We start from the raw sequence: 24,139 nt of genomic DNA on the forward strand, positions 1-24,139 counted from the left end.
AACCTAGCTGGCCCTTTCGAGGAACCGCAGCAGGCAGCGCGAAGCCGGATCCATATGGTTCTTGGTCCCCAGCTGCCGCTTGGAACGGCGCAGCGCCGCCAATTTTTCCGGATCGTCCGCCAGCTCCAGCACACGGGGATCGATATAGGAGCCGGCCGCGATTTCGGGAGTATTGCCCAGTTTTCCGGCGGCCTGCTCGATGGCCAGCTTGCGCAGATTCCTGGCATCATCGGCAGCCATGGCCGAGGCGGGAGCCTCGACCAGTGCCCTGAAAGCCGCCAAGCTGCCGCCCCAGGTCCTGAAGTCCTTGGCGGTGAATCCGCTACCCAGGTGCTCCTCGAGGTACCGGTTGATTTGCGCAGGCTGGAGCAGGTGCGAGTGCCCATCGTCATCCAGGTAGCGGAAAAGCTCGTAGCCCGGCTGATCGCGCAATTGGACCAGTACTCGTGCCAGTCGCCGGCTCCTGATTTTCACATGCTGCTGCTGGCCGCTCTTGCCGGGAAACTCGAGGGTGGCGCAATGCCCTTGGACCTCCAGATGCTTGGCTCGCAGCGAAGCGGCCCCGAACGATTGGTTGGCGCGCGAGTAGGCGTGCGTGCCGATGCGCAGCAGGTGCAGATCCAGCAGCAAGACCACGGCCGCAGTGACCCTGTCCTTGTCGTTTCTTCCCCGGCGCAGATCCCGCAGCAGCTGGCGGCGGAGATCGGGCAGTGCGCGGCCGAACGCCGGCAACCGGTCGAACTTGGCGGCATCCTGCCGCTCGCGGAAGTCAGGGTGGTAGATCATCTGGGTGCGTCCTGCCGCATCGATTCCGCGAGCTTGGACCTTGGCCCGCGCACTGGCCGCGATCTGGACCTGTTTCCATGCCGGCGGGATCGACAATTGCTTGATCCGATCCAGCAGGTGCTGGTCCTTCACCGTGCGTGCCCCTTCCAGGTAGAAGAAGCCGGTTCCCGCGCGCCGGCGCGTGATGGGAAGCCGTTTGCTTCGGCGTGCTGGCATGGATGCCTCCCGGTAGTTGCGTAGCCGTGCAATCACGCACACGCTATCGCCGATCGCTGCCCTGATCCGGGTGTTCGCAGGAAAATCCCAGCTGTGCGGTGCCGGGGTATTCCTGCCAGCGGGCGGATCCGCCACCTGCAGCGCGTCGTTTGCGCCCGGGAAGCCCTGGAATCGCGCCGCGCTTCGTTACAGGGCATGATTGGAGGTATGGAAAATAGTGCTGCGCCCGCATGGGTGGCAAATTACCAGCCGGGAGTCCCGGCCGAAATCGAGCTGCCCACCGAACCGCTCAGCCGCATGTTCGAGCGCTCCGTGCGCGAAGCCGGCGAGAGTCCGGCGACCGAATTCTTCGGCCGCCGCACCAGCTACGCCGATCTGGGCGCGCAGGTAGCCAAGGCCGCCGAGGGCCTGCGCAAGCTCGGCGTGCGTGCCGGCGACCGCGTTGCGCTGATCCTGCCCAACTGCCCGCAGCACGTGATCGCCTTCTACGCGATCCTGCGCCTTGGCGCCGTCGTGGTGGAGCACAACCCGCTGTACACCTCGCGCGAACTGCGCCACCAGTTCGAGGACCACCAGGCGCGCATCGCGATTGCCTGGGACAAGGTCGTGGCCAACGTCCAGGAGTTCCCCAAGGACGTGCAGCTGGACTCCATCGTCTCGGTCAACCTGCTCGAAGCCTTCCCCGCGGTCAAGCGCCTGGCGCTGAACCTGCCGGTCAAGAAGCTGCGCGAGACCAAGGCGTCGCTCACGGCGCGCACCTCGGGCACCGTGGCATGGAAGGACCTGCTCTCCGGTGCGCAATTGGATGCGAACCACCCGCATCCGGATGTCGATGACCTGGCGGTCATCCAGTACACCTCGGGGACCACCGGCCACCCCAAGGGTGCCATGCTCACCCACTTCAACCTCTATTCCAACGCCTTGCAGGGCGAGGCCTGGATGCTCGGGGCGCAGGAGCGCGAGGAAATCCTCTACGCGATCCTGCCGATGTTCCATGCCTTCGGCATGACCCTGTACCTGACCTTCGGAGTGAAGAAGCAGGGCCTGCTGGTGCTCTTCCCGAAGTTCGATCCGCAGATGATCCTGGATGCCTGGCAGAAGTCCCCGGCCACCGTGTACTGCGCGGTGCCGCCGATCTACGAGCGCACCGCCCTGGCGGCCAAGGAGCGCGGCGTCTCGCTGAAGAGCGCCAAGTACTGCATCTCCGGGGCGATGAACCTGCCCGACCATGTGGTGGAGCTGTGGGAATCGATGTCCGGCGGCCTGCTGGTGGAAGGCTACGGCATGACCGAGTCCTCGCCGGTGGCCTTGGGCAACCCATTCCACCCCAGCCGCCGCACCGGCACCATCGGCGTGCCCTTCCCCTCGACCCTGATGAAGGTCGTGGACGTGGAAGACCCGAGCCGGGAAGTGGCCCAGGGAGAACCGGGCGAATTGCTGATCAAGGGCCCGCAGGTGTTCCAGGGCTACTGGAACAACCCGGAGGAAACGGCCAAGGCCAAAACCGGGGACGGCTGGTTGCGTTCGGGCGATGTGGTCACCGTTGACGAGGACGGCTTCGCCCAGGTGGTGGACCGCGCCAAGGAGCTGATCATCACAGGCGGCTTCAACGTTTCACCGACCGAGGTCGAGATCGCCCTGCGCCAGCACGCTGACGTGGCCGATGCCGCGGTCTTCGGAAAGCCATTGGCCCGCGGCGGCGAAATGGTGGTTGCCGCAGTGCAGCTCGAAGAGGGCTGCGGGCTGAACGAGGACGCGCTGCGCGCCCACTGCCGCGAGCTGCTGGCCGCCTACAAGGTGCCTAAGCGCATTGTGCAGATCGATGAGATGCCGCGCTCGCTGCTGGGCAAGATCCTGCGCAAGCAGGTCAAGGACCAGATGGTGGATCTGGTCTAGCGCAACCGCGGCATCGCCGAAAGCAGCAGTTTCGTATAGTCGTGCTGCGGGGCGCCGAAGACCTGGTCAGTAGAGCCCTGCTCGATGATCTTGCCTTCATGCATCACCGCAACGGAGTCGCTCATGTGCTCGATGACCGACAGGTCATGGCTGATGAACAGGTAGCTGGTTCCGGTGTCCAGCTGGATCCGATCCAGCAGGTCCAGCACCGTGGCTTGGATTGATACATCCAAGGCCGAGACCGGCTCGTCAAGGACCAGCACCTGCGGCTTGGGCGCTAGCGCGCGGGCAATTGCCAGGCGCTGGCGCTGCCCGCCGGAAAGCTCGCGCGGGTTGCGGCCCAGCAATTCGGTGGACAGCTCGACTTGTTCGAGCAGTTCAGCCGCCGGCTTGAGGTACTCGGCGGCGCGCTTGGACTTGCCGCGGCTCAGCGCATCGGCCAGCAGCTGCCCCACCGAATAGCGCGGATCGAAAGACCCCAACGGGTTCTGGTAGATCGCGCCCATTTGTTCGCGCAGCTTTCGGCGCTGGGATTCGAGGGCCGGGGCAAAGTGCTCGCCGAGCAGCTGGACATTGCCTGCATCAGGCTTCTGCAAGCCCAGCACCATGCGCGCGGTGGTGGTCTTCCCGGACCCGGATTCGCCGACAACGCCCAGGGTCTTGCCCCGGGGCAGTTCGAAACTGATCGCATCCACGGCCTGGTGCTTGCCGAACGTTTTGGACAGCTGCGTGGCTGATAACGCGGGGGCAGTAGTGGCGGGTGCTTCTGGCGGTGGTGCCGTCAACGGCTTGCTGGCTGCCGACAACGGGGCGAAGCGCGGTATCCCCGAAGGCACGGCCCGCAGCAATTGGCGGGTGTACTCGTGCTGCGGGTCGCCCAGGATCTGCCCGGTGCTGCCGGCCTCAACGATTGCACCGTTGCGCATCACCGCAATGTCGTCGGCCAAATGCGCTACCTGGGCCAGATCGTGGCTGATCATCAGCACGCCGCGGCCCTGCTCCTTGAGCTCGCGCAGCTGCGAAAGGACCAGTGCTGTCAGCGCCGAGTCCAAGGCGGTGGTTGCCTCATCGGCGATGACTACCTGCGGGTTGCCGGCCAGGGCCTGGGCAATCAGGGCACGCTGGCGCATGCCGCCAGAGAGCTCGGTGGAACGCTGCTTGGCACGGCGCCCGGGCTCGGGCATGCGCACGGATTCCAGCACCTGGAGCACTCGCTGCTGGCGCTCGGATTTGGACATCTTGCCGTGCGCCTTGAGCGCATCACCGATTTCCCGGCCCACCGGGCGCAGCGGATCGAGCGCCATCAGCGCATCCTGCAAGATCATGGACACCGAATTCCCGCGGATCTGCTGCCAGCCGCGGTCGGAGAGCTCCAAGGCGTTCTGCCCGCAGACAGCGAGCTCGGCGGCGCTGACGGTGCCGCCGGAGAGGCCAAGCAGGCTGCGGGCGGTCACGGATTTGCCCGACCCGGATTCGCCGACCAATGCGAGGCAACGTCCGGCCTTTACGGTGAAGGAAATGTTCTTCACCGCCACGGTGGAACCGAAATGGACCGAAAGGTCCTTGACCGTAATCAGTGCTTGCTCGTTCATGCTGTCCTTGCCCTTCCGCCCAGCGCGCGGCCAATCAGCGTGGCGCCTGCGGCCACGACAACTATCGCCAAGCCGGGGAACAAGCTCATCCACCACGCGAAGTGCAGGTAGGTGCGCCCGGCCGAAAGCATGGCACCCCATTCGGGAGCTGGCGGGGGAGTGCCCAAGCCGAGGAAGGACAGGGCAGCAGCCCAGATCACGGCTTGGCCGATCCCCAAGGTCACCAGCGCCAGCAGGGGCTTGAGGGCGTTGGGAACCAAATGGTTGCGGACCAACAGCCACGAGCCGCGGCCCAGCACGGTGGCTGCCTCCAGCATTTCCGAACTCTTCAGCGTGCGGATCTGGCTGCGCACCAGCCGGGCATATCCCGGTGCGGTGGACAGGCCCACCGCGACGATGGCCGGCCCGACACCGGGGCCGGTGAAGGCAATGATCAGCAGTGCCATCAGCAAGGATGGAATCGCGTAGAGCGCTTCGAGCACGCGCAGGATGATCTCGTCGAGCCAGCGCGGGGACAATGCCGCAACTGTGCCCAAGACGATGGCCAATCCCATGCCCAATCCCGTGGCCGCCAGGCCGATAGCCAGCGAGTCGCGGGCACCATGGATGACACGGGTATAGATGTCGCGGCCCGATTCGTCGGTGCCGAAGAAATGCGCGGCGCCTGGTTTGCTGAATGCCTCGGCCGGGTTGATGGCCAATGGGTCGCCCGGGGCCAGCACCGAGGGAGCCAGCGCGATGAGCACCCACAGGGCGATGAATGCGGCGGCGAAGATTCTTGCGGTGCGGCTCATGAGCTCGCCCCTGCCGGATTGATGGCTCGCTCGATGCCTTCGGTGATCGCCATGACCACGATGTAGACCAGTGCGGAGAAGAGCGCGATGCCGGTGACCATCGGGATGTCGCGGGCCAGCACCGCAGAAAGCAGCGAGCGCCCCAGGCCCGGACGGGCGAAGATCGCCTCGACCACCACCGCGCCGGAAAGCAGCGAGGAGAAGGCCCAGCCGGTCAGGCCCAGAGCAGGCAAGGCGGCATGGCGCAAGCCATGGCGCCAGAAGACCGCCAGCCGGCTTTCGCCACGGGCACGCGCGGCCAGCGCGAACTGGCTGCCCAGGGCTGCACTCAGCGAATCGCGCATCAGCTGGGTGAGGAACCCGGCCAGCGGCAATGCCAAGGTCAGCACGGGAAGTACCAAGCCCTGGGCGGTGCCGTTATCCACTGCCGGCAGCCAGCCGAGCATCGAGGAGAAGAGCATGATCAGCACCGCGCCGAGCCAGAAGTGCGGCACGGCGGCGGCAATGATCTCCACGATATTTCCCAGCCAGGCGCCAAAGCGGTTGGCCCGCATGGCTGATGCCGCGAAGCCCAGGGCCAGCATCCAGGCGGCCGCCAGGGCCAGCAGAGCAAGCCAGAGGGTATTGGGCAGGAGATCGCCCATGATGCCGGCGACCGGCTGCTTGAGCGAATAGGAGGTGCCGAAGTCCAAGGTGGCCAGCTTGCCCAGGTACATCAGGTACTGGGAGATGAGCGGCAGGTCCAGTCCGTACTCGGCGCGGGCCGCGGCCAGCGCTTCGGTCGAGGCCTGGGAACCGGGGCCGCCCATGATTGCTTCGGCCGGGTCGCCGGGGATCAGCCGGATGGCGATGAAGATGGCGGTGGCCACCAGCCATAGCACCACCAGCGCGCCGCCGATCTTGCGCCCGGCCCAAGCAATCGTGCCCATGGGGTGCTACTTGGTGATGAAGGTGTCGTAGTAGACCGGCGAGGACACCGCGGTGGTGGCGCCGATGCCGTGCACGTTCTTGCCGTAGAGGAAGTGGTTCTGCTGGTCGTAGAGCGGCAGCACGTAGTAGCCCTCCAGGACCAGCTTCTGGGCCTGCTCGTACAGCGCAGCGCGCTGGGCTTCATCATTGGCCTCTTCGGCCTGGGCCAGGATCCCATCGAGCTTCTCGTTCTTCACCTGCGCATTGTTGGCGAAGTAGCCCGATGGCGCCGGGACGGTCGAGTCGGAGTGGTACAGGATGCGCAGCACCGACGGGCCGACCTTGGTGTAGGGAGCCGAGACCAGGTTGTAATCGTGCTTGGCCAGGGCGCCGTACCAGCTGGACAGGTCCAGCAGCTGGATCTTCACCTCGAAGCCCACGGCCTTGGCCTGGGCCTGGAACTGCTCGAACAGGGACTGCTCGGCAGGAACCGACTGGTTGGTGGAGACCGGGAAGTCCAGCGACAGGCGCTTGCCGTCCTTCACGCGGTAGCCTTCGGCGTCGCGTTCGCTCCAGCCTGCTTCATCGAGCAGCGCGTTGGCCTTGGCAACGTCGGTGGTGAACAGCGATTCATCGGAGTAGCCCAGCGGTTCGGCTGAAGACAGCAGCGAGTAGCTGCGCTCGGTGGTGCCGAAATAGAGGGCCTTGACGCCGGCGCTGGCATCCACGGAGCGGATGAACGCCTCGCGAACGCGCTGGTCATCGAATGGCGCCTTGGAGCTGTTCAGCTCCAGGCGGTTGGAAGCACCCGGGCGCGGAGCGTCCAGATGGCCCAGCGAGCCGTCCTGCTTTGCCGTGGCGATGGTGTCCGGCTGCGCGTTGTCGATGACATCGACTTCGCCCGAGACCAGGGCTGCGTAGCGGGTGGCGGCCTCAGGGATGAAGCGCCAGGTGATGGCCTCCAGATAGGCCTTGGAATCGGAGCGCTCCGCGTTCTTGACCGGCGGCACGTAGTCTTCGTTGCGGACCAGGTTCACGGCCTTCTGGTGCTCCCAGGATTCGACCTTGAACGGGCCGGTGCCTACCGGTGAGGCGCAGTTGGTCGCCTGGTCGCGTTCCAGCGCCTTGGGGGATTCGATGGCGGTCCATGGCATGGACAGCGATTCGAGCAGCGCGTTATCCGGGGCGGAGAGCGTCAGCTTGGCGGTGAGCTCATCGGCGATCTCGATATCCACGATCTTGCCCACGGCCAGGTAGCCGGTGGAGGACGCGGTATTCGGATCCTTCAGGTGCTCGATGTTGGCTTCGATGGCTTTGGCGGTGAGCTTCGTGCCGTCGGTGAAGGAAATCCCATCGCGCAGGGTGATGGTGCGAGTCAGGCCGTCCTCGGAGACCTCGGTGCTTTCGGCCAGCCACGGGATGATCTTCCCGTCCGCATCCTTGGTGAACAGGGATTCGAGGTACTGGCTTGCCACCAGGGCTTGCGGGTAGTTGCCGCCCACATGCGGATCCAGGCAGGCCGGCTCGGCGTCGCCCGAAGCATAGACCAGGGTGCCGCCGGCAACCGGCTTCGCCTCCTCTGCGGGGGCATCGGGTCCTGCCCCTGCCGAGCAGCTGGCTAGAAGGGATCCAAGGAGCGGGAGCGCGATAGCGCAGCCAAGGATCTTGGACGCGCGCGAGTTTCGTTGCATGGGGAAGGGCTTACCTCGATGAACTAGTGGTGATGACCAAACCAACTCTAGCCATCTGGAACGCATTCGTCAGATCGGAGCGAATCGCTCCGATCCGACGAAACCTGGCTAGCGGAGATCCTCGAGGGGATCTACTTTTCGCTGGCCACGGTCATGCGGCGGTTCTGGTGGACCGGGCTTTCGATTTCATCGAGGATCGCCACGGCGAAGTCCTGGGAGGATACGAAGTCGCCTGCTGGCGAATCGGTGCCCAGGGTGTAGCTGCCGGTGCGGCGTGCAGGCATGATCACCGGGGCTGGAGCCGCGACGGTCCAGGTGATGCCGGAAACCGAGGTGAACATGTCGTAGACCTCGGCGCAGGTGGTGGCTTCGGCCTTGTATTCCTCCGGGAAGCCCGGGGTGTCGACCAGGCGGACGCCGTCTACCTCGGTAGCGCCGGCGCCGCCGACAACCAGCAGGCGGGCTGGGACCAGGGTTTCGGTGATCTGTTCGAAGGCATCCAGGTATTCCTGGTGGTCGCCACCGGTGCGCGATGGCGGTACGGCAATGACGAGCACGTCGTTGTTCTTTCCCAGGTCGCGGTAGGTTGCCCCGTCGCCCAGCTCGGCGGCCACGGTGGTGGTTCCGTCGATTCCCTTGCCCGAACGGGAGACCGAGGTGACCTCATGGCCGCGTGAAATGGCTTCGGCAACGACTTCCGAGCCGACCATGCCGGTAGCTCCATAAACTGCAATCTTCATGGTGTTCTCTTTCCTTGGGAAATTGGGTCCGGCACAATGGTATCTTTTAGATACCGCCCACTACAACGAAACTAGGTTTCCTCATGGATAGCCATGGCTCTTTTGACGTGTTCGTGCAGCAATGCCCTTCACGTGAAATCATGCAGCGCCTAGGCGATAAATGGACTCCGCTGGTCCTCTTGTCCCTGGCTGGCGGCCCGCAACGTTTCTCCGCATTACGCCAGCGCATCGGCGCGGTCACCCCGAAAGTGCTCACCAATACCCTGCGCAACCTGGAGCGCGACGGGCTGGTGCAGCGCACCGTATATGCCCAGGTGCCGGTGCGGGTCGACTACGAGCTGACTGATTTGGGACGCGGGATCCTGGAACCCATGGAAATCCTGCGCCTGTGGTCCGAGGAGCATGTGCCCAAAGTGCTCGCTGCCCGTGAGCGGTTCGACGCGCGCGGCTAATGGCCAGGTGGAGCAGCAGGACGCAGCGGCAGGAACATGAAGTGCTGGCCCACCAGCCCCTTGGTCGGATGGTTGAAGGCGCTCGGAATGGTGCCCAGGATCTTGAAGCCCAGCGATTGCCATAGACGCACTGCAGCCTCATTGGTCTCGACGACCGCATTGAACTGGATACCGTGATAATTTTCCTGCCGGGCCCAGTCGATCACGTATTCGCCCAGTGCTCGTCCCACGCCGCGATTGCGGCATTCCGGATCGACCAGGAAGGAGGCGGTGGCTATGTGGGCTCCCCGTCCGGGCTTGTTTGGCCCCATCTTGGCCGAGCCGATGATCCTGCCATCTGCCACGGCAACGACCGTTTGCCCTGGTAGCGTCTCCATCCACCAGGGGCGGGCTTCTTCAAGGGTTTGGCCTTGGGGGAAGGCGTAGGTCTGTCCCTCATCCATGATTTTGCGGTAGAAGCCGAAGATCCCAGGCCAATCCCCGGCGGTGCTTGTCCGGATTTGCATGCGCTTAGCCCAACTCTTTCGAAATGAATGCTTCGGAACTCATCCTATTGGTCCTCATTGTATCTTGCGTCACATAGACTGAGGTCAAAGACGCAAGGTGCAGGCAAAGGAGCCGGTGTTGTTTGAAGTAAGCGAAGACCAGAAGTCGTTGATCGAGATGGTCCATGATTTCGCCGAGACCAGGATTGCTCCCAATGCCCTGAAGTGGGACCAGGAACAGCACTTCCCGGTGGATGTGCTGGCCGAAGCCGGACAGCTGGGCATGGGCGGAATCTATGTCTCTGAAGATCATGGCGGATCCGGTCTGAGCCGCAGCGATGCGGTGCTGGTCTTCGAGGAACTCGCCAAGGCCGACCCGACCTTGGCCGCCTACATTTCCATCCACAACATGGTCGTGTGGATGGTCGACACCTTCGGCAACGACGCGCAGCGCGCCAAATGGCTGCCATCGATGACCGCCATGGACGACCTGGGCTCCTACTGCCTGACCGAGCCCGGAGTCGGCTCCGATGCGGCGGCCCTGTCAACCCGTGCCCGCAAGGACGGTGACGAGTATGTGCTCAGCGGCGTCAAGCAATTCATCTCGGGAGCTGGAAGCTCGGCGCTCTACATCGTCATGGCCCGTACCGCTGATACCGGTTCGCGCGGCATCAGCGCCTTCCTTGTTCCCGGGGATGCCGAGGGCCTGAGCTTCGGGCCGAACGAAAAGAAGATGGGCTGGAAGGCGCAGCCCACTCGCCAGGTGATCATGGAAGGCGTGCGCATTCCCGCCGCCAACCTGCTGGGCGAGGAAGGCCAGGGATTCTCCATGGCCATGCAGGCACTCAATGGCGGCCGCCTGAACATCGGGGCCTGCTCGCTGGGTGGCGGGCAGAGCGCGCTGGAGAAGTCGGCGCTGTATTTGAAGGAGCGCCAGGCCTTCGGCGGACCGCTGACCAGACAGGAAGCGCTGGTCTTCAAGCTGGCCGAAATGGACATGGAGCTGGAAGCCGCCCGCTCCTTGCTGCGCCGTGCCGCCGCCGCACTGGACGCGAAGAGCCCGGACCGCGTCCGCCTCTGCGCGATGGCCAAGAAGATGGCCACGGATGCCGGATTCAACGCCGCCAACAGCGCTATCCAGCTGCACGGCGGCTACGGCTACCTTGCGGACTACGGGATGGAGAAGATCACCCGGGATCTGCGCGTGCACCAGATCCTGGAAGGCACCAACGAGATCATGTCGCTCATCGTCGGACGCACGCTGCTGGAATCCTGACCGGCGGCAATCAGGCGTTGAACTGCTTTTCCGAATTCCGCACAGCGTTTCCCGAGAGGGAATCGCGGGGATCCGGATGAACCGATGAGATGGCCGGCTCGCTGGAAATGATCTGCTCGATGCTGCCCTGCTCCATCGCATCCCGCAAGGTGCGCTGGGTGGGGCGCATCATTTTAATCTCGCCGCGTTCCAGGGAATCGAAGAGCTCCTGGGGGCTGATCCATGTGGAGATCACCGCTTCGGTGGTCTGGTGGACTGGTTCCTGGCCGGGGCGCAAGGCCGCGACAAAGAAGTACGTATCGAACCGCCGCGGGAAACCGGCTGGGGTGACCCAATTGGCCCAGGGGCGCAGTTGGCCAGGATCCAGCAGCAGCCCTGTCTCCTCGAAGACTTCACGACGTGCTGCGGCCAGGATCTCCCCGGCCAGATGCTCCGCGCGATCTGGTCCTTCCCCAAGGATCGAGGTGCGCGCCCATTGCCGGGCGTGCTCGCTGAGCAAGGCGGGATCCAGCTCTCCTGCCGCCACCGCTTGGCCGTCTTGGGCATCAACTCGGCCGCCGGGATAAACCACCATGCCGGCTGCGAAGTCCATGGTGTTCACGCGATGCTGGACGAAAACCTCAAACCCGCCAGCTGCCTCGCGCAGCAGCAAAACACTGGCCGCTTTGCGGATCGGGACCTCGGCGGGAGTCGCAGGTATCGGGGAAGTCGTCATTGCCTACCATGTCCTTGGCTCTTGGAAGTGAAAATAGTCTTCGAGAGCCAGCTTAGCTTCCAGCGCACAGCAAACGGGCAACCGGCAGAAACCGCTGTGCATGCTTGCACATTGACCTGCGGAATCTGCACAGCAAATGCCGTTGACCGGATTCCTGGCGGAGCCTAGTTTGAATCACAGAGACCTGCGCGAAGCTGCGGGCATCGCAACTGGAAGCCGCAGGGGAGCCGAGCAGAGGATGAGCGCAATGGCGGAACAAATTGGCCCATGGCCTCAGGGTCTGAAGGGGCGCCGCGCCTTGGTTACCGGTGGCGCCTCCGGCATAGGCCTGGCCAGTGCCCGGGCATTGGCCGACGCCGGTGCCACCGTGACGATTGCCGACCTCAATGAACAGGCCGCTGAAGAAGCGGCCCGCGAGCTCGGCGGAAAAGCATGGGCTGTGGATCTTTCGGATACCGCGTCGCTGGAAGATCTCAGCGTGGATACCGACATCCTGATTAACAACGCCGGCGTGCAAAGGGTGGCTCCACTCCATGAGTACGACCCCGAAGCCTGGAGGCTGATCCATCGGCTCATGCTGGAGTCGCCGTTCCTGTTGATCCGGGCAGCACTGCCCGGCATGCGCGAGCGCGGCTTCGGCCGCATCATCAATATTTCTTCGATCCACGGGCTCCGGGCCAGCGCGTTCAAGAGCGCCTACGTTGCGGCCAAGCACGGGTTGGAGGGACTGTCGAAGGTCACTGCATTGGAAGGTGCCGACTACGGGATCACCAGCAACTGCATCAACCCGGGCTATGTGCGTACCCCGTTGGTGGAGCGGCAGATTGCCGATCAAGCGAATTCGCATGGCATTGACGAGTCGGATGTCATCCAGAAGATCATGCTTGCCGAATCGGCCATCAAGCGCCTGGTTGAGCCAGAGGAAGTCGCTTCGCTGGCGGCCTGGCTCAGTGCGGATGCCGCGGGCATGGTGACCGGAGCGTCCTACACCATGGATGGCGGCTGGAGCGCGAAATAGGTGCGGCGGGATCACCTGGCTGCCATGCCTAGGCCGGCGGGAACAGCAGAGTTCCGCCGATCGACACGGCGATGATCACCAAGGTGGACAGCAACCCCAGCAGCAATGAACGTCCGCCGGTTTTTGCGATGCTGCGCAGGTGGACCCCGAGCCCCAAGGCGAACATGGCCGCGGCAAGCAGGAGCGTCTGCGCGCTGGCCGCAGCTGCAAGCCACGCCTCGGGAACCAGCCCGGTGGTGCGCAGCAGCATTGCCACCAGGAACCCGAGCACGAACAGCGGCACCAGTGGCGGGTTCTTGCCGCCTTGCACCGATTGGCGCCGCCGCATGAAGACGCCGAGGCCGGCAATGATTGGAGCCAGCAGGACCACCCGGGCCAGCTTGACGGTCACCGCCACGGCCAAGGCGCCGGCACCTACCGAACCGCCGGCGGCGACGACTTGTGCGACCTCATGGGTGGACGCGCCGATGAGCATGCCGATGCTGCGTTCATCCAGCCCGAGCAGCAAGCCCACCGCGGGCATGAGCGGAATCATCAATGTCCCGAAGAGCACTACCAGCCCGATCGCGGTGGCGACCTGATCCTGCTTGGCCTTGACGACGTTCTCTGCGCCTGCGACCGCGGCGGCACCGCAGATGGAGAAGCCGGTGGCGATGAGCAGGCGCTGCGGCAGATCCATGCCGAGCTTCTTGCCGATCCACAAGGTGGCCAAGAACGTGATGCCAACCGAGAGGGCCACCACCAGCAGTACCCCGGGGCCCAAGCCGAGGATGGTGCCCAGCGAGAGCTGCAAGCCCAGCAGCACAATGCCCAGGCGCAGCAGCTTCTTGCCGGCAACTGCCGTGCCGGGGGCAAAAGCCTGCGGGACCGGGGCAAGATTGCGCCACAGCGCACCGAGCAGGATAGCGAGCAGCAGGGCGCTCAGGCCATGGATGTAGCGGCTGGCGAACATGCACAAGATGCCGGCGGCAAGGCAGAGGAGCAGTCCCGGAAGAGCAGGAGCAAAACGCGAAGCAGGTTTTCGATGTCCGGACTGGTCAGGTTTGGAGATGGCAGATTCTTCGACGGGACTTGTGGAGTCGTGCATGGAAATAATTCTTCCCCGGCTTGGCGAATTGCGGTATACCACTTCTTGCTATCGCGGACATATGATCATGATATGGAAAGCAGCTCGTCATCTCTCGAAGACATTGCCCGCTGGATTCAACCCTCCTCATTGGAGTTGCTGGTCGGCATCGCCGATCACGGGAGCCTGAGCGCCGGTGCCCGTGCGGCCGGGATGGCGCAGCCAAATGCCACCCGCGCATTGAAAACGTTGGAGCGCCGGCTGGGATACCAGCTTGTGGCACGCAAGACCACCGGATCGCGCTTGACGGCAGAGGGAGTGCTGACTGTCCAGTGGGCTCGTGAAGTCCTGGACAGCCTGGAAACCTTCGCCGCTGGCGCGCGCTCGCTGGCTGAAACCGGAGAGGGAGAGCTGGAATTCGGAGCCAGCATGACGGTGGCAGAATTCTTGGCGCCAAATTGGATCGGACTACTGCATCGTGCCCTGCCACGAGTCATCCCTCGAATGAAGATCATGAATTCCCAAGATGTTATTCGTGCAGTGCAGCAGGAGGAACTGGGACTAGGATTCGTGGAAACCCCGCACATTCCTCTGGGCCTGAAAAGCCGGCAGGTACTTCACGATGAAATGCTCGTGGTCACGTCGCCTTCACATGCTTGGGCACAACGGAAGGAACCGCTGAGCCTGCACGAATTGCAAAGCACGGCGCTGATAGAACGCGAGGAAGGCTCCGGCACCCGGGCATTCTTGGATTACATTGCCCATGCCGAACGCCCGAATCCGGTCGCTGTCTTCAACTCGAACGCAACGATTTGCCAGTGCGTGGCGCGCGGAATGGGACCCGCTGTGCTCAGCCATTTGGCGGTAGAGAGCCAATTGGAGCAGGGGCTGCTCGTCGAGATCCCGTTTGATGGGCCGGCGCTGTTACGCGAGCTGCGGGCGATATGGCCTGCGCACCGTGTCTTGAAAGCGACCGAGCAGAAGCTGCTTGAGATTTCCGTGGAATCCCGGATCGCGCAGGGCTAGCCGGAGATCCAGCCCCGACTGGATCTGTGCGGACTTGGCCAGGAGGCGGACAGCAAGCTTCCCATCAAGGATGCAGGGCGGCCATTTGTACCGGGCCGTGAGCTCCCGGTACAAGCCTCCGGACTTAGAGTTTGAAGATCTCGTTCTTGAGCAGACCCGACAGACGCTGGACGCCTTCGTCGATGGTCTTCTCGTCAACGGAGCAGAAAGCCAAGCGCAGCTTATTGTCGGCTTGGCCGCTCGGGCTGAATGCCGCGCCTGGAATGAAAATGACCCCGGCCTTCACGCCCTGCTGCAGCAGCGCGTAGGTGTCAATGCCTTCAGGCAAGGTCAACCAGACGAAGAAGCCGCCTTCGGGACGAGTGTGGGTGACACCTGCCGGCAGGTACTTGGCCAATGCTTCGAGCATCGCGTCGCGGCGGGAACGGTACAGGTCGTTGTACTTGGTGATCTGCCCCTTCCAGTCATGCTCGTTGAGGTAGGCGCTGATGATCATCTGGTTCAAGGTCGGTGGGCACAGGGCTACCGCCTCGCCGGCCAGGTAGAAGCGGCGGAAAAGGTGGGTCGGGACCGCGGCCCAGCCGATGCGCAGGCCGGGCGCGAAGATCTTGGAGAAGGAACCCATGTAGATGACGTTTTCCGGGTCCAGGCTCCGCAGGGTAGGCGCAGGAGTTCCTTCGTACCGCAGCATTCCGTACGGGTTGTCTTCCAGGATCAGGATGCCGGCTTCGCGGCAGATGTCCACGATTTCCTGGCGGCGTTCGGCCGCCAGAGTGATCCCTGATGGGTTGTTGAAGTTCGGGATGGTGTAGAGGAATTTGATGCGCTCGCCGGCGGCGCGCAATTCGGCGATGCGGGCACGCAAGGCATCAGGAATCAAGCCATTTGCATCGGTGCCCACGGGGCGGGCGGACACCTGGTAGGCCTCGAAGGTATTCAGGGCCCCGACGTAGGTCGGATCTTCGCAGAGCACAGTGTCTCCGGGATTGCAGAAGACCTTGCAGGCCATGTCTTGTGCTGACTGGGAGCCGTTGGTGACCACCACATCTTCGACCCCCACGTTCGTGATGCCTTCAGCTGCCATGACATCGATAATTTGTGCACGCAGTTCAGGAGTGCCAAGTCCGGAGCCGTATTGCAATGCTTCGGGGCCCTGCTCGACGATGATGCGCCGGGCCATTTCACCGACCTTTTCCAGCGGGAGCAGCTGCAGGTAGGGGTTGCCTCCGGCCAGGGATACCAAGGAAGGGTCCAAGGAGAGCTCGAAGACGTCGCGCACCGCGGACTGCTTGATTCCGGCCGCGCGCTCGGATAGCAAGGATTCGTGCGAAGTGGTCAGCGATTCTGATGCGGTGGTCATGGTTCTCCTCGGCAAGGCTCCAGGGGCGGGGGAGCGGGGTTCCTGCGCTGGGTGCGGCCCAGGAATTGTTTTCAAATAGAATACTTTGGTATTCCAGCAGGAAATTCAAGGCTTGGCAAGAGCTGAGTTTTCAACCACGTGATTCTTTGCTCCAGGCGAGGCGTTGCGTTCCTCGATCTTCAGCTGGCCCAACGCCGCATTGACGCGGCCGTGAAGTTTCTCGGAAAGGTTTCGCGGCTAGCTCCCGGCCAGCCAGCACTGCCGGACCAAGAGGACCAGTAATTCGACGCAGTCCGCCGAAGCCCGGAAATACCCAAGACCGGGAGGCACCCATCCATGCGAACAGGGAATAACCCGGGACCCTGATCAGCAGGCGATCCCATCATCCGACTTCCTGCGGGCCGCTGGCGTATTCGCCGGCTGGTTGGCTCACTTCTCGGTTTCGGTGCGGGAATCCAGCCAAGACTGGATGGCGCTTGGGCGAATGCGGCGATGCGTTCCACGGTATTCCACCGGAATAATCCCCGCATCGGCCAGCTTGCGCAGGTAGCTGTTGGAAATCCCGGCCATTTGGGCTGCTTGGGAAGTATTAAGGAGCAGCTCGGGTGTGCCGATGCTGACGGACTCGCCATCTGCAAACCGCGAGAGCACCTCGATCAGCGCCTGGTGCGCTTCTTTGGGCAACTTCAACGCGGTGCCGTTGACGAACACGGTCGTGTCATCCGACTCGTCCAGCGCGCGGCGTAGCCGCGCGGTGGTCTTCTCATCTAACGCCTCGAAGGTGCGGACCCTGCCCAGTGCTGAAGTCGGTGATGCCATGGCCCTTATTTTGCCTGAGATGTCCTTCGGGCGCACCTCATGACGCTGCAAATGGACTGCCTGTCGCAACTCCTTTATGACACAGATGCGACGAATGGGGGTTGTACAGCGCCAAGCGGTTCCCGTATGGTGGAAAACGTAGGTCTAAAGAAAGTACTGACCAGCCATCTTCCGGCACACCATGACGGATCCTTCAGCCTCACCCGGCGGAGCCCCTCTGGGAATTGTGTACATGGAAGCCTGACGCCCTCCTTAATTGCCTGTGGGTCACGCTCCATTGCGGTCGGATGAATGGTCATGCGCGTTCCTACGCTCTGCCACCAATTTCGTGGGTACTGCGTTTTCGTCAATCAGAACTTTCTTGAAAGAAGAGCTATTCAATGTCTGTTGAATCCACTAAAGACCTGTCCACCATCACCGACGAAGAGATTTTCGACGCCCATCTTGGCGGCAAGCTTTCCGTCTCATCGCAAATGCCGCTGAACACCAAGCGCGACCTGTCCATCGCCTACACTCCGGGTGTAGCCAAGGTATCCCAGGCCATCGCAGATGATCCAGCCAAGCACGCCACCCACACCTGGGCCTCCCGCCTGGTTGCTGTGGTTTCGGACGGCACCGCTGTGCTGGGCCTGGGCAACATCGGCGCCGCTGCCTCGCTTCCGGTCATGGAAGGCAAAAGCGCCCTGTTCAAGGAATTCGGCGGTCTGGATTCGATCCCGCTGGTATTGGACACCACCGACGTCGGTGAAATCGTCGAAACCGTCATTCGCCTGCGCCCGAGCTTCGGCGCCGTGAACCTGGAAGACATCTCCGCCCCGCGCTGCTTCGAAATCGAAAAGCGCCTGATCGAGGCGCTGGATATCCCGGTTATGCACGATGACCAGCACGGCACCGCGGTGGTAGTGCTGGCAGCTCTGATCGGCGCTGCCCGCCAGACCAAGCGCGACATCAGCTCGTTGAAGGTCGTCATCTCCGGCGCTGGTTCGGCTGGCGTCGCCGTCACCAACCTGCTGCTTTCGGCCGGCGTGGATGACGTCATCGTGCTCGACTCGCGTGGCACCATCCACCGCGATCGAGACGACCTTAATCCGGTCAAGGCCGACCTGGCCAGCCGCACCAACCGTGAAGATGTCATGGGTGGCCTGGCTGAGGCACTGGACGGCGCGGATGTCGTAGTAGGACTTTCCTCCTCGACCTTCGAAGAAGCTGCCGTGGCGAAGATGAACAAGGACGCCATCATCTTCGCGCTGTCCAACCCGACCCCGGAAATCATGCCGGATGCTGCCGCGAAGTATGCGGCCGTGGTGGCCACTGGCCGCAGCGACTTCCCGAACCAGATCAATAACGTGCTGGCCTTCCCGGGCATCTTCCGCGGCGCCCTGGACTCGGGCGCCAAGAAGATCACCGAGGGCATGAAAGTCGCGGCGGCCCATGCCATTGCCGACCTGGTTGGCGATGATCTGGCAGCGGATTACATCATTCCTTCGGCAACTGATGACCGCGTGATGCCTGCTGTTGCCGCGGCTGTGGCTGCGGAAGCAGAAAAGGCCAAGTAGAAAAAACTGGCGAAAAAGCACTGCCTGCAACGACTCGTTGCGGGCAGTGCTTTTTTCATGCGCCGGCCTGTTCTGAGGCCGTTGTCTTGGGATATCCACAATCGTAGAAAGTTCCTGCCGGGGCGAGGAATTCGCGCCACACTTGCTGGCATCAGATCAACCAAGGAGGAATGCGATGAGTAATCCTGAAGGCGTCCATCTCAGTGTCCGCAGCTCGTTGCCCGAAATGCAGCTACTTGGCGTTGTTGCGCTGCGCGAAATATCAGAGAAGGGGTATGCCGTAGTGCTCAGCACTATGGCAAGGCAGCAACAGGTCCTGGGGTACACACTGGGATTGGCGAAACGAGGGCATCCTGAAATCGTCAGTATCGGTGGAGACGAAGATGATGTTTTTGGGCTTCTCACGCATCTGGCATCACAAGTCGTCGAGCATGGACAAGTCTTTTCCGAAGGTACCCACAACACATCGCTATTTAGCGAGCTCATTTTCTCGGAGCCAGAGGCGGAACTGAACACTCTTCCCCTCACCAGTCTGATCCTTGGCGACATCCCGATAAGAACTCTGCATTGCACGGAACCCAGGGACTTCGCCGTGATCCAGCAACAGTCGGCTCACTAGGAACTGCGCCGCATCGTCAAAAGATGAGCAGGCAGAGGAAAGGAACTTGACCATGTGCGATATGTGCAGTGGCATGACACGCAAGCAACTGGAAGCCCTGATCGACCAGCGGATCCGCGACTACGGACATGAAGTGATTTTTGTTGAGTCGGACCGGATCAGCCCATCGCTTGCCTACACCGTTGGCCTGAGTCGCATCGGGCACCCAGAATTCCTTGTTCGAGGGCTGGACATGGATGACAGCATCCAGATGCTCAACGGATTTTCTGCGACCGTGCTGGAATGGAATGAGGTTTTCGCCCACGGGCACACCGGCCGCTGGAAGGACGGAACACTGTTGTACTTCTCCAAGATCAGTACCGGGATCCGCAAGCAGGTGCCCTTGGCTTATCAGAGATACGGAGAAAGCCTGGGGCTGCTAGAAGTCTTACTCGTCGGCAGGGATATCCCTTACGAATATGTAGTTGCCCGGCACAATTAGGCCTTGGCATCCTTTGCCAAGGGTCTAGCTTCGCCGATGGATTGCAGCGGCCTCGTTCTCCGCGCGGACTTTTGCCCGATGTGCTGCGCGCAGAGCCTGATGGCCATCGGATTTGCGCACCTTCAGGTAGAACATTCCAACTACCAGGAACCACAGGGGCGTAGCCAGCAACGCAGCACGCGTATCGGCCTGCGTGGTCAATGCCCACAGGACGAATACGAAGAAAGCTAGGACCATGTAGGGGGCTCCCATGCCGCCGGGGACCTTGAACTTGGAGGCATCATGCAGCTGCGGGCGGCGCTTGCGGAAGGCCAAATAGCTGATAAGGATCATTGACCAGACGAACATGAAGCACAGGGCAGACACCGTGGTCACCAACGTGAAGGCCTGGGCTACGGAGTCACCCGCGTACAACAGCACGACGGCAGCAAGAAGGAAAATGCAGGAGAACAGCAACGCATTGCGTGGCACCTGCGTGGCAGAAAGCTTGCTGAACTTCCGCGGAGCGTCTCCATCTTGCGACAGGGCGTACAGCATGCGCGATGTTGAATAGATCCCGGAATTTGCACTTGAAGCGGCGGCTGTCAGCACGACAAAGTTGACCAGACCCGCAGCTGCGGCTAAACCAGCCATCGAGAACATGCCAACGAATGGCGATGCATCAGCGGAGAACTTGTACCAGGGGGTGACGGCCATCAGGACGGTCAAGGCACCGACGTAGAACAGGATCACGCGCAGCGGAATGGAATTGATGGCCTTAGGGAGATTCTTTTCAGGATCCTTGGTTTCAGCCGCAGCCGTACCTACCAATTCAATGCCGACGAAGGCGAAAACGGCGATCTGGAAGCCCGCGACGAAGCCCATGAAACCAGTGGGGAACATGCCACCGTGCGCCCACAAGTGGGCGAAGGAAGCGGTGTCTCCCTCGGGAGAACTGAATCCGGTGGCAATCATTGCCAAGCCGCAAACGATCAATGCCAGGATTGCAACGATTTTCACCAATGAGAACCAGAACTCGGTTTCACCAAAAGCCTTGACGGTGGGCAGGTTCAGCCCGACCAATAGCAGGATGCAGCATAGCGCCGGGAGCCATAGCGGGATCTCGGACCACCAGTAGGCGACATATTGGGCGATCGCGACTACGTCCGCAATGCCGGTGACGACCCAGCAGAACCAATAGGTCCAGCCGGTGAAGAAGGCAGCCCAAGGTCCCAAGAGATCGCCGGCAAAATCTGCGAAGGTCTTGTAGTTCAAGTTGCTGAGCAGGATCTCGCCCATGGCACGCATGACGAAAAAGAGCATGAAGCCGATGATCATGTATACGAAGATGACCGACGGACCAGCAGCGGAAATGGTCTTGCCGGAGCCCATGAACAGTCCGGTGCCGACTGCTCCGGAGATCGCCATGAGCTGGATGTGCCTGCTGGACAGTCCGCGCTCAAGATTCGTTCCATCGGAAACGGTTTTCAGTTGCGTGGAATCGTTCGCCACGGCTGCACCTTTCATGAGCAGATCCCTTCGGTTTTTCGAAGGAGACGGCCTGCTTCGAAGGAGAACGAGACCGCTGAAAGAGGTTATCGCAGATATATTGACCAGCTATATTTGTTCGTCACCCTGGACTGCGAGCAAGCTTAACAGTTGTGAAGTTGGTTATACGCCACTGGATTCGGGCAGGCAGCCCGCTGCTTCGCGCAGTGGCCAGATGGGCAGAACCTGCACTTGAATGGGGCATTTGGTTGCTGCTGGACCTCCGGGTGGCCGGCTGTGTCCGAGAGTGAAGCCACGGGAAACTATGCGAAGGAAATCCTCCGGTTCCGGCGAATGGAGTTAGCGGGAGGCAGTTGATCTGCAGAATCAGAACCACCGATGATCAATTCCCGCGTTTCCAGCCTGCGGTCGGATTTCGGAAATGGCAGAACGCGGGAGCCCGTGGAGCGCCGCAGGCAACACTGCATCCATGCTCAGCTCCACTGCGCAGAAGGCTACCCGGTTCAGTTTGGTGTCGTGCATCCGGACTGCTCCAGCGCTGCATTCCGCGCCTTTCGGTTCACTTGAAGCAAATACTGTACATGGCCAGTGGAAGCTTGGAGGGCCGAGTGAGTAGTGTAGGACGTATGGCATTCCGAAATCGTCGAGCTGCGGCTCTTCCTGCAAAATTGTCCCGTTCCTGGCTCTTGGTCAATGCGGCCAAGGAGGAAACTTTCGCTCCTTCACTGGCTTGTGAAGCGGACTCGGTGATTTTTGACATGGAAGCTGCCGTTCCTGACGACCAGAAGATCCAGGCTCGCGATAACGTAGTGCGAGCACTGTCCAATGGCATGACTGCGTGGGTACGCGTCAATGGCATTGACACTGATTTCTGGGCCGATGATCTTGCCGCGCTGTCGGGAACTCCCGGCCTGCGTGGAATCATGCTGGCCATGACCGAGCAGCCTGAACAGGTTACCTACAGCGCAATGCGGCTTCGCGCGGGTACTCCCGTCCTGGCCTTGATCGAAACCGCTTTGGGTATCGAGAATGCTACGCAGATCGCTTCGGCCCCGGGTACCTTCCGCCTGGCGTTCGGCATCAACGACTTCCGCAAGGACACCGGCGTCTCCGACGACCCGATGGCATTGGCCTACGCACGCGGACGGCTCGTGATCGCTTCGCGTGTAGGAAAGCTGCCTGGCGCTATCGATGGACCTCCACCGGCAGGTGCCGACGCCGCCAAGGTGACGGAGGAAACTCGCATCACCGCCTCCATGGGCATGACCGGCAAGCTGTCATTGTCCACCGATCACGTTGATGGCATTAACGCCGCATTGGCACCCAGCGAAGACGAGCTGTCTTGGGCAATGGAACTGCTCGAAGCGCACGCTGCCGGCGCTTCGGTGGGCGATGGCTCATACCTGCCGCGTCTGGCCCGTGCCCAGAAGATTGCCGACCTGGCCGACTCCTACGGCCTGTGGAACGCCTAAGCCTCTAGCTGTCTTCCAATAGCAAAGAACCCGTCCAGCATCTGGTATCAATCAGATGCTGGACGGGTTCTTTGCTGTTTGCGGAGCCTATGCCTCGTGGGCACCGCGGTTGCGCGAGGAACCGACGACGTCGCCAGCCTTCCATTCAGCCCAACCCGGACGCTCATTCATGAAGTCCTCGATCTGCGCCTTGTTGGCTTCCAGCTTCGGGTCATGCTTGAGGTACCAGCGGGTTTCGCGGGCCACCATGCCCGAGAGGATCAGCAGGCCGATCAGGTTCGGCAGCGCCATCAGGCCGTTCATCATGTCCGAGAAGTTCCAAACGGCGGTCAGCTCGGTGGTGCAGCCTACGTAGACGACCAGCGAGAACACGATGCGGAACGGCATCACGAGCTTGCGGCCGAAGAGGCGCTCGATGTTCCGCTCGCCGTAGTAGCACCAGCCCAGGATGGTGGAGAAGGCGAACATGACCAGGCCGACGGTCACAATCCAGTGGCCCCACTGTCCGGGCAGGCCATTGGTGAATGCCTGGCCGGTCATCAGTGCAGCGGAGATCTGCTCGCCGGTTTCCCCATCGAGCATCTTCCAGGTACCTGTCGTGATGATGACCAGGCCGGTGCAGGTAACAACGATGATGGTGTCGATGAAGGTCTGGGTCATGGAGACCAGGCCCTGGCGAACCGGGTGGGTGGTCTGTGCCGAAGCGGCGGCGATCGCTGCTGAACCCATGCCGGACTCGTTGGAGAAGATGCCGCGGGCCACACCATACTGGATAGCAATGATGATGGCCGAGCCGACGAAGCCGCCCACTGCCGAGGTGCCGGTGAAGGCATCGGTGAAGATCTCGCCGAAGGCGGCAGGAATGCCGCCCACATTGGCGATCAGGATGTAGATCGATGCTGCTACGTAGAAGACGATCATCACTGGAACGAAACCAGCGGTAACGCGGCCGATGGACTTGATGCCGCCAACCAATACGGCGATGGACAGCACGGTCAGGATCACGCCGGTAACCCAAGGGGTCACATGGAAGGAATTATCCAAGTTGGCGGCAATCGAGTTGCCCTGGGTCATGTTGCCGATGCCGAAGCTGGCCAGGGTGGCAGCGATAGCGAAGAACAGGGCCAAGAACTTGCCCAACGGTCCCTTGACGCCGCGTTCCAGATAGTACTGCGGGCCGCCGGACTTTTCCCCTGCGGCGTCGGTGCCGCGGTAACGCACGCCGAGATAGGCCTCGGTGTACTTCGATGCCATGCCCAGCAGGCCGGTGACCCACATCCAGAACAGGGCACCTGGGCCGCCGATGCCGATGGCGGTTGCGACACCGACGATGTTACCGGTTCCGACAGTGGCGGCCAGCGCTGTGGTCAGTGCCTGGAATTGCGAGATGTCGCCTTCTGCCTCGGCATCCTTTCGCTTGAGCAGGCCCAGGCGCAACGCTGCGGCGAGCTTGAAGAATTGCAGGCCGCCCAAGCGGATAGTCAGGTACAGGCCAGTGCCCAAAAGTAGCGGGATGAGGACAAACGGTCCCCAAATGACGGAGGAAATATCTCCGAAGAGAGCGCCCAAATCGTCCATGGATTTAACATCCTTATTTGCGAGTGACTGATGATCAAGAGTCTCAAGCCAGAAGCCGATCCCCTTATGTGAGTGCCATCATATGACAAGGGGAGAGCCGTGTC

The 24,139-nt window shown here is 62.1% G+C and carries 22 protein-coding genes; 9 read left to right on the top strand and 13 right to left on the bottom strand.

Translation table 11 applies throughout. From position 1 onward, the window contains the following. Window positions 1–3: 3 nt before the first annotated feature. Window positions 4–1,002: a hypothetical protein gene (locus ACIP6G_RS08050; RefSeq protein WP_365943345.1), complete on the bottom strand. Its 999-nt coding sequence runs from the start codon at window positions 1,000–1,002 to the stop codon at window positions 4–6. A gap of 207 nt (window positions 1,003–1,209) precedes the next feature. On the opposite strand from ACIP6G_RS08050, the gene ACIP6G_RS08055 reads away from it, so the two are divergent. Next, complete coding sequence (locus ACIP6G_RS08055; protein ID WP_365943346.1) at window positions 1,210–2,898, top strand: long-chain-fatty-acid--CoA ligase; 1,689 nt, start codon at window positions 1,210–1,212, stop codon at window positions 2,896–2,898. On the opposite strand, the gene ACIP6G_RS08060 is transcribed toward ACIP6G_RS08055, so the two are convergent. From ACIP6G_RS08060 to ACIP6G_RS08080, 5 genes are all read right to left on the bottom strand, one after another. Continuing rightward, window positions 2,895–4,490, bottom strand: coding sequence for an ABC transporter ATP-binding protein (locus ACIP6G_RS08060; protein ID WP_365943347.1), 1,596 nt, complete (start codon window positions 4,488–4,490; stop codon window positions 2,895–2,897). The two genes, ACIP6G_RS08055 and ACIP6G_RS08060, sit on opposite strands and share 4 nt — an antisense overlap. Next, window positions 4,487–5,284 (bottom strand): ABC transporter permease, encoded by a 798-nt coding sequence (locus tag ACIP6G_RS08065; protein ID WP_365943348.1) that lies wholly within the window; start codon window positions 5,282–5,284, stop codon window positions 4,487–4,489. Before ACIP6G_RS08065 ends, ACIP6G_RS08060 begins: the two co-directional genes overlap by 4 nt. After that, window positions 5,281–6,213 (bottom strand): ABC transporter permease, encoded by a 933-nt coding sequence (locus ACIP6G_RS08070; protein WP_365943349.1) that lies wholly within the window; start codon window positions 6,211–6,213, stop codon window positions 5,281–5,283. Before ACIP6G_RS08070 ends, ACIP6G_RS08065 begins: the two co-directional genes overlap by 4 nt. Window positions 6,214–6,219: 6 nt before the next feature. Further along, window positions 6,220–7,884, bottom strand: coding sequence for an ABC transporter substrate-binding protein (locus tag ACIP6G_RS08075; RefSeq protein WP_365943350.1), 1,665 nt, complete (start codon window positions 7,882–7,884; stop codon window positions 6,220–6,222). A gap of 131 nt (window positions 7,885–8,015) precedes the next feature. Further along, on the bottom strand, window positions 8,016–8,624 hold the full coding sequence (locus ACIP6G_RS08080) for an NAD(P)H-binding protein (RefSeq protein ID WP_365943351.1): 609 nt from the start codon (window positions 8,622–8,624) through the stop codon (window positions 8,016–8,018). A gap of 83 nt (window positions 8,625–8,707) precedes the next feature. On the opposite strand from ACIP6G_RS08080, the gene ACIP6G_RS08085 reads away from it, so the two are divergent. Then, entirely contained in the window at window positions 8,708–9,076 is a 369-nt protein-coding gene (locus ACIP6G_RS08085; RefSeq protein WP_105656244.1) for a helix-turn-helix domain-containing protein, read from the top strand. Here ACIP6G_RS08085 and ACIP6G_RS08090 read toward each other — a convergent pair. Beyond that, window positions 9,073–9,582: a GNAT family N-acetyltransferase gene (locus ACIP6G_RS08090; protein ID WP_365943352.1), complete on the bottom strand. Its 510-nt coding sequence runs from the start codon at window positions 9,580–9,582 to the stop codon at window positions 9,073–9,075. The two genes, ACIP6G_RS08085 and ACIP6G_RS08090, sit on opposite strands and share 4 nt — an antisense overlap. 118 nt (window positions 9,583–9,700) lie before the next feature. On the opposite strand from ACIP6G_RS08090, the gene ACIP6G_RS08095 reads away from it, so the two are divergent. Beyond that, complete coding sequence (locus ACIP6G_RS08095) at window positions 9,701–10,837, top strand: acyl-CoA dehydrogenase family protein (RefSeq protein WP_332488881.1); 1,137 nt, start codon at window positions 9,701–9,703, stop codon at window positions 10,835–10,837. A gap of 10 nt (window positions 10,838–10,847) precedes the next feature. Here the strand turns inward: ACIP6G_RS08095 and ACIP6G_RS08100 are convergent, their stop codons facing one another. Continuing rightward, window positions 10,848–11,552: an NUDIX domain-containing protein gene (locus tag ACIP6G_RS08100; RefSeq protein WP_365943353.1), complete on the bottom strand. Its 705-nt coding sequence runs from the start codon at window positions 11,550–11,552 to the stop codon at window positions 10,848–10,850. Between the two features lie 247 nt (window positions 11,553–11,799). Between ACIP6G_RS08100 and ACIP6G_RS08105 the strand changes: the two genes are divergently transcribed. Continuing rightward, on the top strand, window positions 11,800–12,570 hold the full coding sequence (locus ACIP6G_RS08105) for a 3-hydroxybutyrate dehydrogenase (protein WP_400289464.1): 771 nt from the start codon (window positions 11,800–11,802) through the stop codon (window positions 12,568–12,570). A 28-nt stretch (window positions 12,571–12,598) separates the two neighbouring features. Here ACIP6G_RS08105 and ACIP6G_RS08110 read toward each other — a convergent pair whose 3' ends face one another. After that, on the bottom strand, window positions 12,599–13,657 hold the full coding sequence (locus ACIP6G_RS08110) for a putative sulfate exporter family transporter (protein ID WP_365943355.1): 1,059 nt from the start codon (window positions 13,655–13,657) through the stop codon (window positions 12,599–12,601). A gap of 72 nt (window positions 13,658–13,729) precedes the next feature. On the opposite strand from ACIP6G_RS08110, the gene ACIP6G_RS08115 reads away from it, so the two are divergent. After that, window positions 13,730–14,662 (top strand): LysR family transcriptional regulator, encoded by a 933-nt coding sequence (locus tag ACIP6G_RS08115; RefSeq protein ID WP_332594975.1) that lies wholly within the window; start codon window positions 13,730–13,732, stop codon window positions 14,660–14,662. A 124-nt stretch (window positions 14,663–14,786) separates the two neighbouring features. Here the strand turns inward: ACIP6G_RS08115 and ACIP6G_RS08120 are convergent, their stop codons facing one another. Together ACIP6G_RS08120 and ACIP6G_RS08125 are read right to left on the bottom strand one after the other, a co-directional pair. Next, window positions 14,787–16,022: a PLP-dependent aminotransferase family protein gene (locus ACIP6G_RS08120; protein WP_133834056.1), complete on the bottom strand. Its 1,236-nt coding sequence runs from the start codon at window positions 16,020–16,022 to the stop codon at window positions 14,787–14,789. Window positions 16,023–16,451: 429 nt separating this feature from the next. Further along, window positions 16,452–16,841, bottom strand: a complete 390-nt coding sequence (locus ACIP6G_RS08125) for a helix-turn-helix domain-containing protein (protein WP_105662004.1) — start codon at window positions 16,839–16,841, stop codon at window positions 16,452–16,454. Between the two features lie 380 nt (window positions 16,842–17,221). On the opposite strand from ACIP6G_RS08125, the gene ACIP6G_RS08130 reads away from it, so the two are divergent. The 3 genes from ACIP6G_RS08130 (at window position 17,222) to ACIP6G_RS08140 (ending at window position 19,497) form a co-directional block, all read left to right on the top strand. Next, window positions 17,222–18,397 carry an NADP-dependent malic enzyme gene (locus ACIP6G_RS08130; protein ID WP_365943357.1) on the top strand — a complete coding sequence of 392 codons (1,176 nt, stop codon included), beginning with the start codon at window positions 17,222–17,224 and terminating at the stop codon, window positions 18,395–18,397. 175 nt (window positions 18,398–18,572) lie between these two features. Continuing rightward, entirely contained in the window at window positions 18,573–19,016 is a 444-nt protein-coding gene (locus tag ACIP6G_RS08135) for a DUF4262 domain-containing protein (protein WP_105656254.1), read from the top strand. A gap of 73 nt (window positions 19,017–19,089) precedes the next feature. Further along, window positions 19,090–19,497 (top strand): DUF4262 domain-containing protein, encoded by a 408-nt coding sequence (locus ACIP6G_RS08140; RefSeq protein ID WP_365943358.1) that lies wholly within the window; start codon window positions 19,090–19,092, stop codon window positions 19,495–19,497. A 24-nt stretch (window positions 19,498–19,521) separates the two neighbouring features. Here ACIP6G_RS08140 and cycA read toward each other — a convergent pair whose 3' ends face one another. Further along, entirely contained in the window at window positions 19,522–21,003 is a 1,482-nt protein-coding gene (gene cycA / locus ACIP6G_RS08145; protein ID WP_133834053.1) for a D-serine/D-alanine/glycine transporter, read from the bottom strand. A 608-nt stretch (window positions 21,004–21,611) separates the two neighbouring features. On the opposite strand from cycA, the gene ACIP6G_RS08150 reads away from it, so the two are divergent. Then, on the top strand, window positions 21,612–22,457 hold the full coding sequence (locus ACIP6G_RS08150; RefSeq protein WP_105656257.1) for a CoA ester lyase: 846 nt from the start codon (window positions 21,612–21,614) through the stop codon (window positions 22,455–22,457). 87 nt (window positions 22,458–22,544) lie between these two features. Here the strand turns inward: ACIP6G_RS08150 and ACIP6G_RS08155 are convergent, their stop codons facing one another. After that, window positions 22,545–24,035: a sodium:alanine symporter family protein gene (locus tag ACIP6G_RS08155; protein WP_365943359.1), complete on the bottom strand. Its 1,491-nt coding sequence runs from the start codon at window positions 24,033–24,035 to the stop codon at window positions 22,545–22,547. Window positions 24,036–24,139 lie beyond the last annotated feature (104 nt).

This window comes from Glutamicibacter sp. NPDC088483 (assembly GCF_044753145.1).
Lineage (GTDB): Bacteria > Actinomycetota > Actinomycetes > Actinomycetales > Micrococcaceae > Glutamicibacter.

Bases quoted from the DNA above. Each gene is read 5' to 3' on its own strand.
- ACIP6G_RS08050 (WP_365943345.1), bottom strand. From the start codon at position 1,002: ATGCCAGCACGCCGAAGCAAACGGCTTCCCATCACGCGCCGGCGCGCG.
- ACIP6G_RS08055 (WP_365943346.1), top strand. From the start codon at position 1,210: ATGGAAAATAGTGCTGCGCCCGCATGGGTGGCAAATTACCAGCCGGGA.
- ACIP6G_RS08060 (WP_365943347.1), bottom strand. From the start codon at position 4,490: ATGAACGAGCAAGCACTGATTACGGTCAAGGACCTTTCGGTCCATTTC.
- ACIP6G_RS08065 (WP_365943348.1), bottom strand. From the start codon at position 5,284: ATGAGCCGCACCGCAAGAATCTTCGCCGCCGCATTCATCGCCCTGTGG.
- ACIP6G_RS08070 (WP_365943349.1), bottom strand. From the start codon at position 6,213: ATGGGCACGATTGCTTGGGCCGGGCGCAAGATCGGCGGCGCGCTGGTG.
- ACIP6G_RS08075 (WP_365943350.1), bottom strand. From the start codon at position 7,884: ATGCAACGAAACTCGCGCGCGTCCAAGATCCTTGGCTGCGCTATCGCG.
- ACIP6G_RS08080 (WP_365943351.1), bottom strand. From the start codon at position 8,624: ATGAAGATTGCAGTTTATGGAGCTACCGGCATGGTCGGCTCGGAAGTC.
- ACIP6G_RS08085 (WP_105656244.1), top strand. From the start codon at position 8,708: ATGGATAGCCATGGCTCTTTTGACGTGTTCGTGCAGCAATGCCCTTCA.
- ACIP6G_RS08090 (WP_365943352.1), bottom strand. From the start codon at position 9,582: ATGCAAATCCGGACAAGCACCGCCGGGGATTGGCCTGGGATCTTCGGC.
- ACIP6G_RS08100 (WP_365943353.1), bottom strand. From the start codon at position 11,552: ATGACGACTTCCCCGATACCTGCGACTCCCGCCGAGGTCCCGATCCGC.
- ACIP6G_RS08105 (WP_400289464.1), top strand. From the start codon at position 11,800: ATGGCGGAACAAATTGGCCCATGGCCTCAGGGTCTGAAGGGGCGCCGC.
- ACIP6G_RS08110 (WP_365943355.1), bottom strand. From the start codon at position 13,657: ATGCACGACTCCACAAGTCCCGTCGAAGAATCTGCCATCTCCAAACCT.
- ACIP6G_RS08115 (WP_332594975.1), top strand. From the start codon at position 13,730: ATGGAAAGCAGCTCGTCATCTCTCGAAGACATTGCCCGCTGGATTCAA.
- ACIP6G_RS08120 (WP_133834056.1), bottom strand. From the start codon at position 16,022: ATGACCACCGCATCAGAATCGCTGACCACTTCGCACGAATCCTTGCTA.
- ACIP6G_RS08125 (WP_105662004.1), bottom strand. From the start codon at position 16,841: ATGGCATCACCGACTTCAGCACTGGGCAGGGTCCGCACCTTCGAGGCG.
- ACIP6G_RS08130 (WP_365943357.1), top strand. From the start codon at position 17,222: ATGTCTGTTGAATCCACTAAAGACCTGTCCACCATCACCGACGAAGAG.
- ACIP6G_RS08135 (WP_105656254.1), top strand. From the start codon at position 18,573: ATGAGTAATCCTGAAGGCGTCCATCTCAGTGTCCGCAGCTCGTTGCCC.
- ACIP6G_RS08140 (WP_365943358.1), top strand. From the start codon at position 19,090: ATGACACGCAAGCAACTGGAAGCCCTGATCGACCAGCGGATCCGCGAC.
- cycA (WP_133834053.1), bottom strand. From the start codon at position 21,003: ATGAAAGGTGCAGCCGTGGCGAACGATTCCACGCAACTGAAAACCGTT.
- ACIP6G_RS08150 (WP_105656257.1), top strand. From the start codon at position 21,612: ATGGCATTCCGAAATCGTCGAGCTGCGGCTCTTCCTGCAAAATTGTCC.
- ACIP6G_RS08155 (WP_365943359.1), bottom strand. From the start codon at position 24,035: ATGGACGATTTGGGCGCTCTCTTCGGAGATATTTCCTCCGTCATTTGG.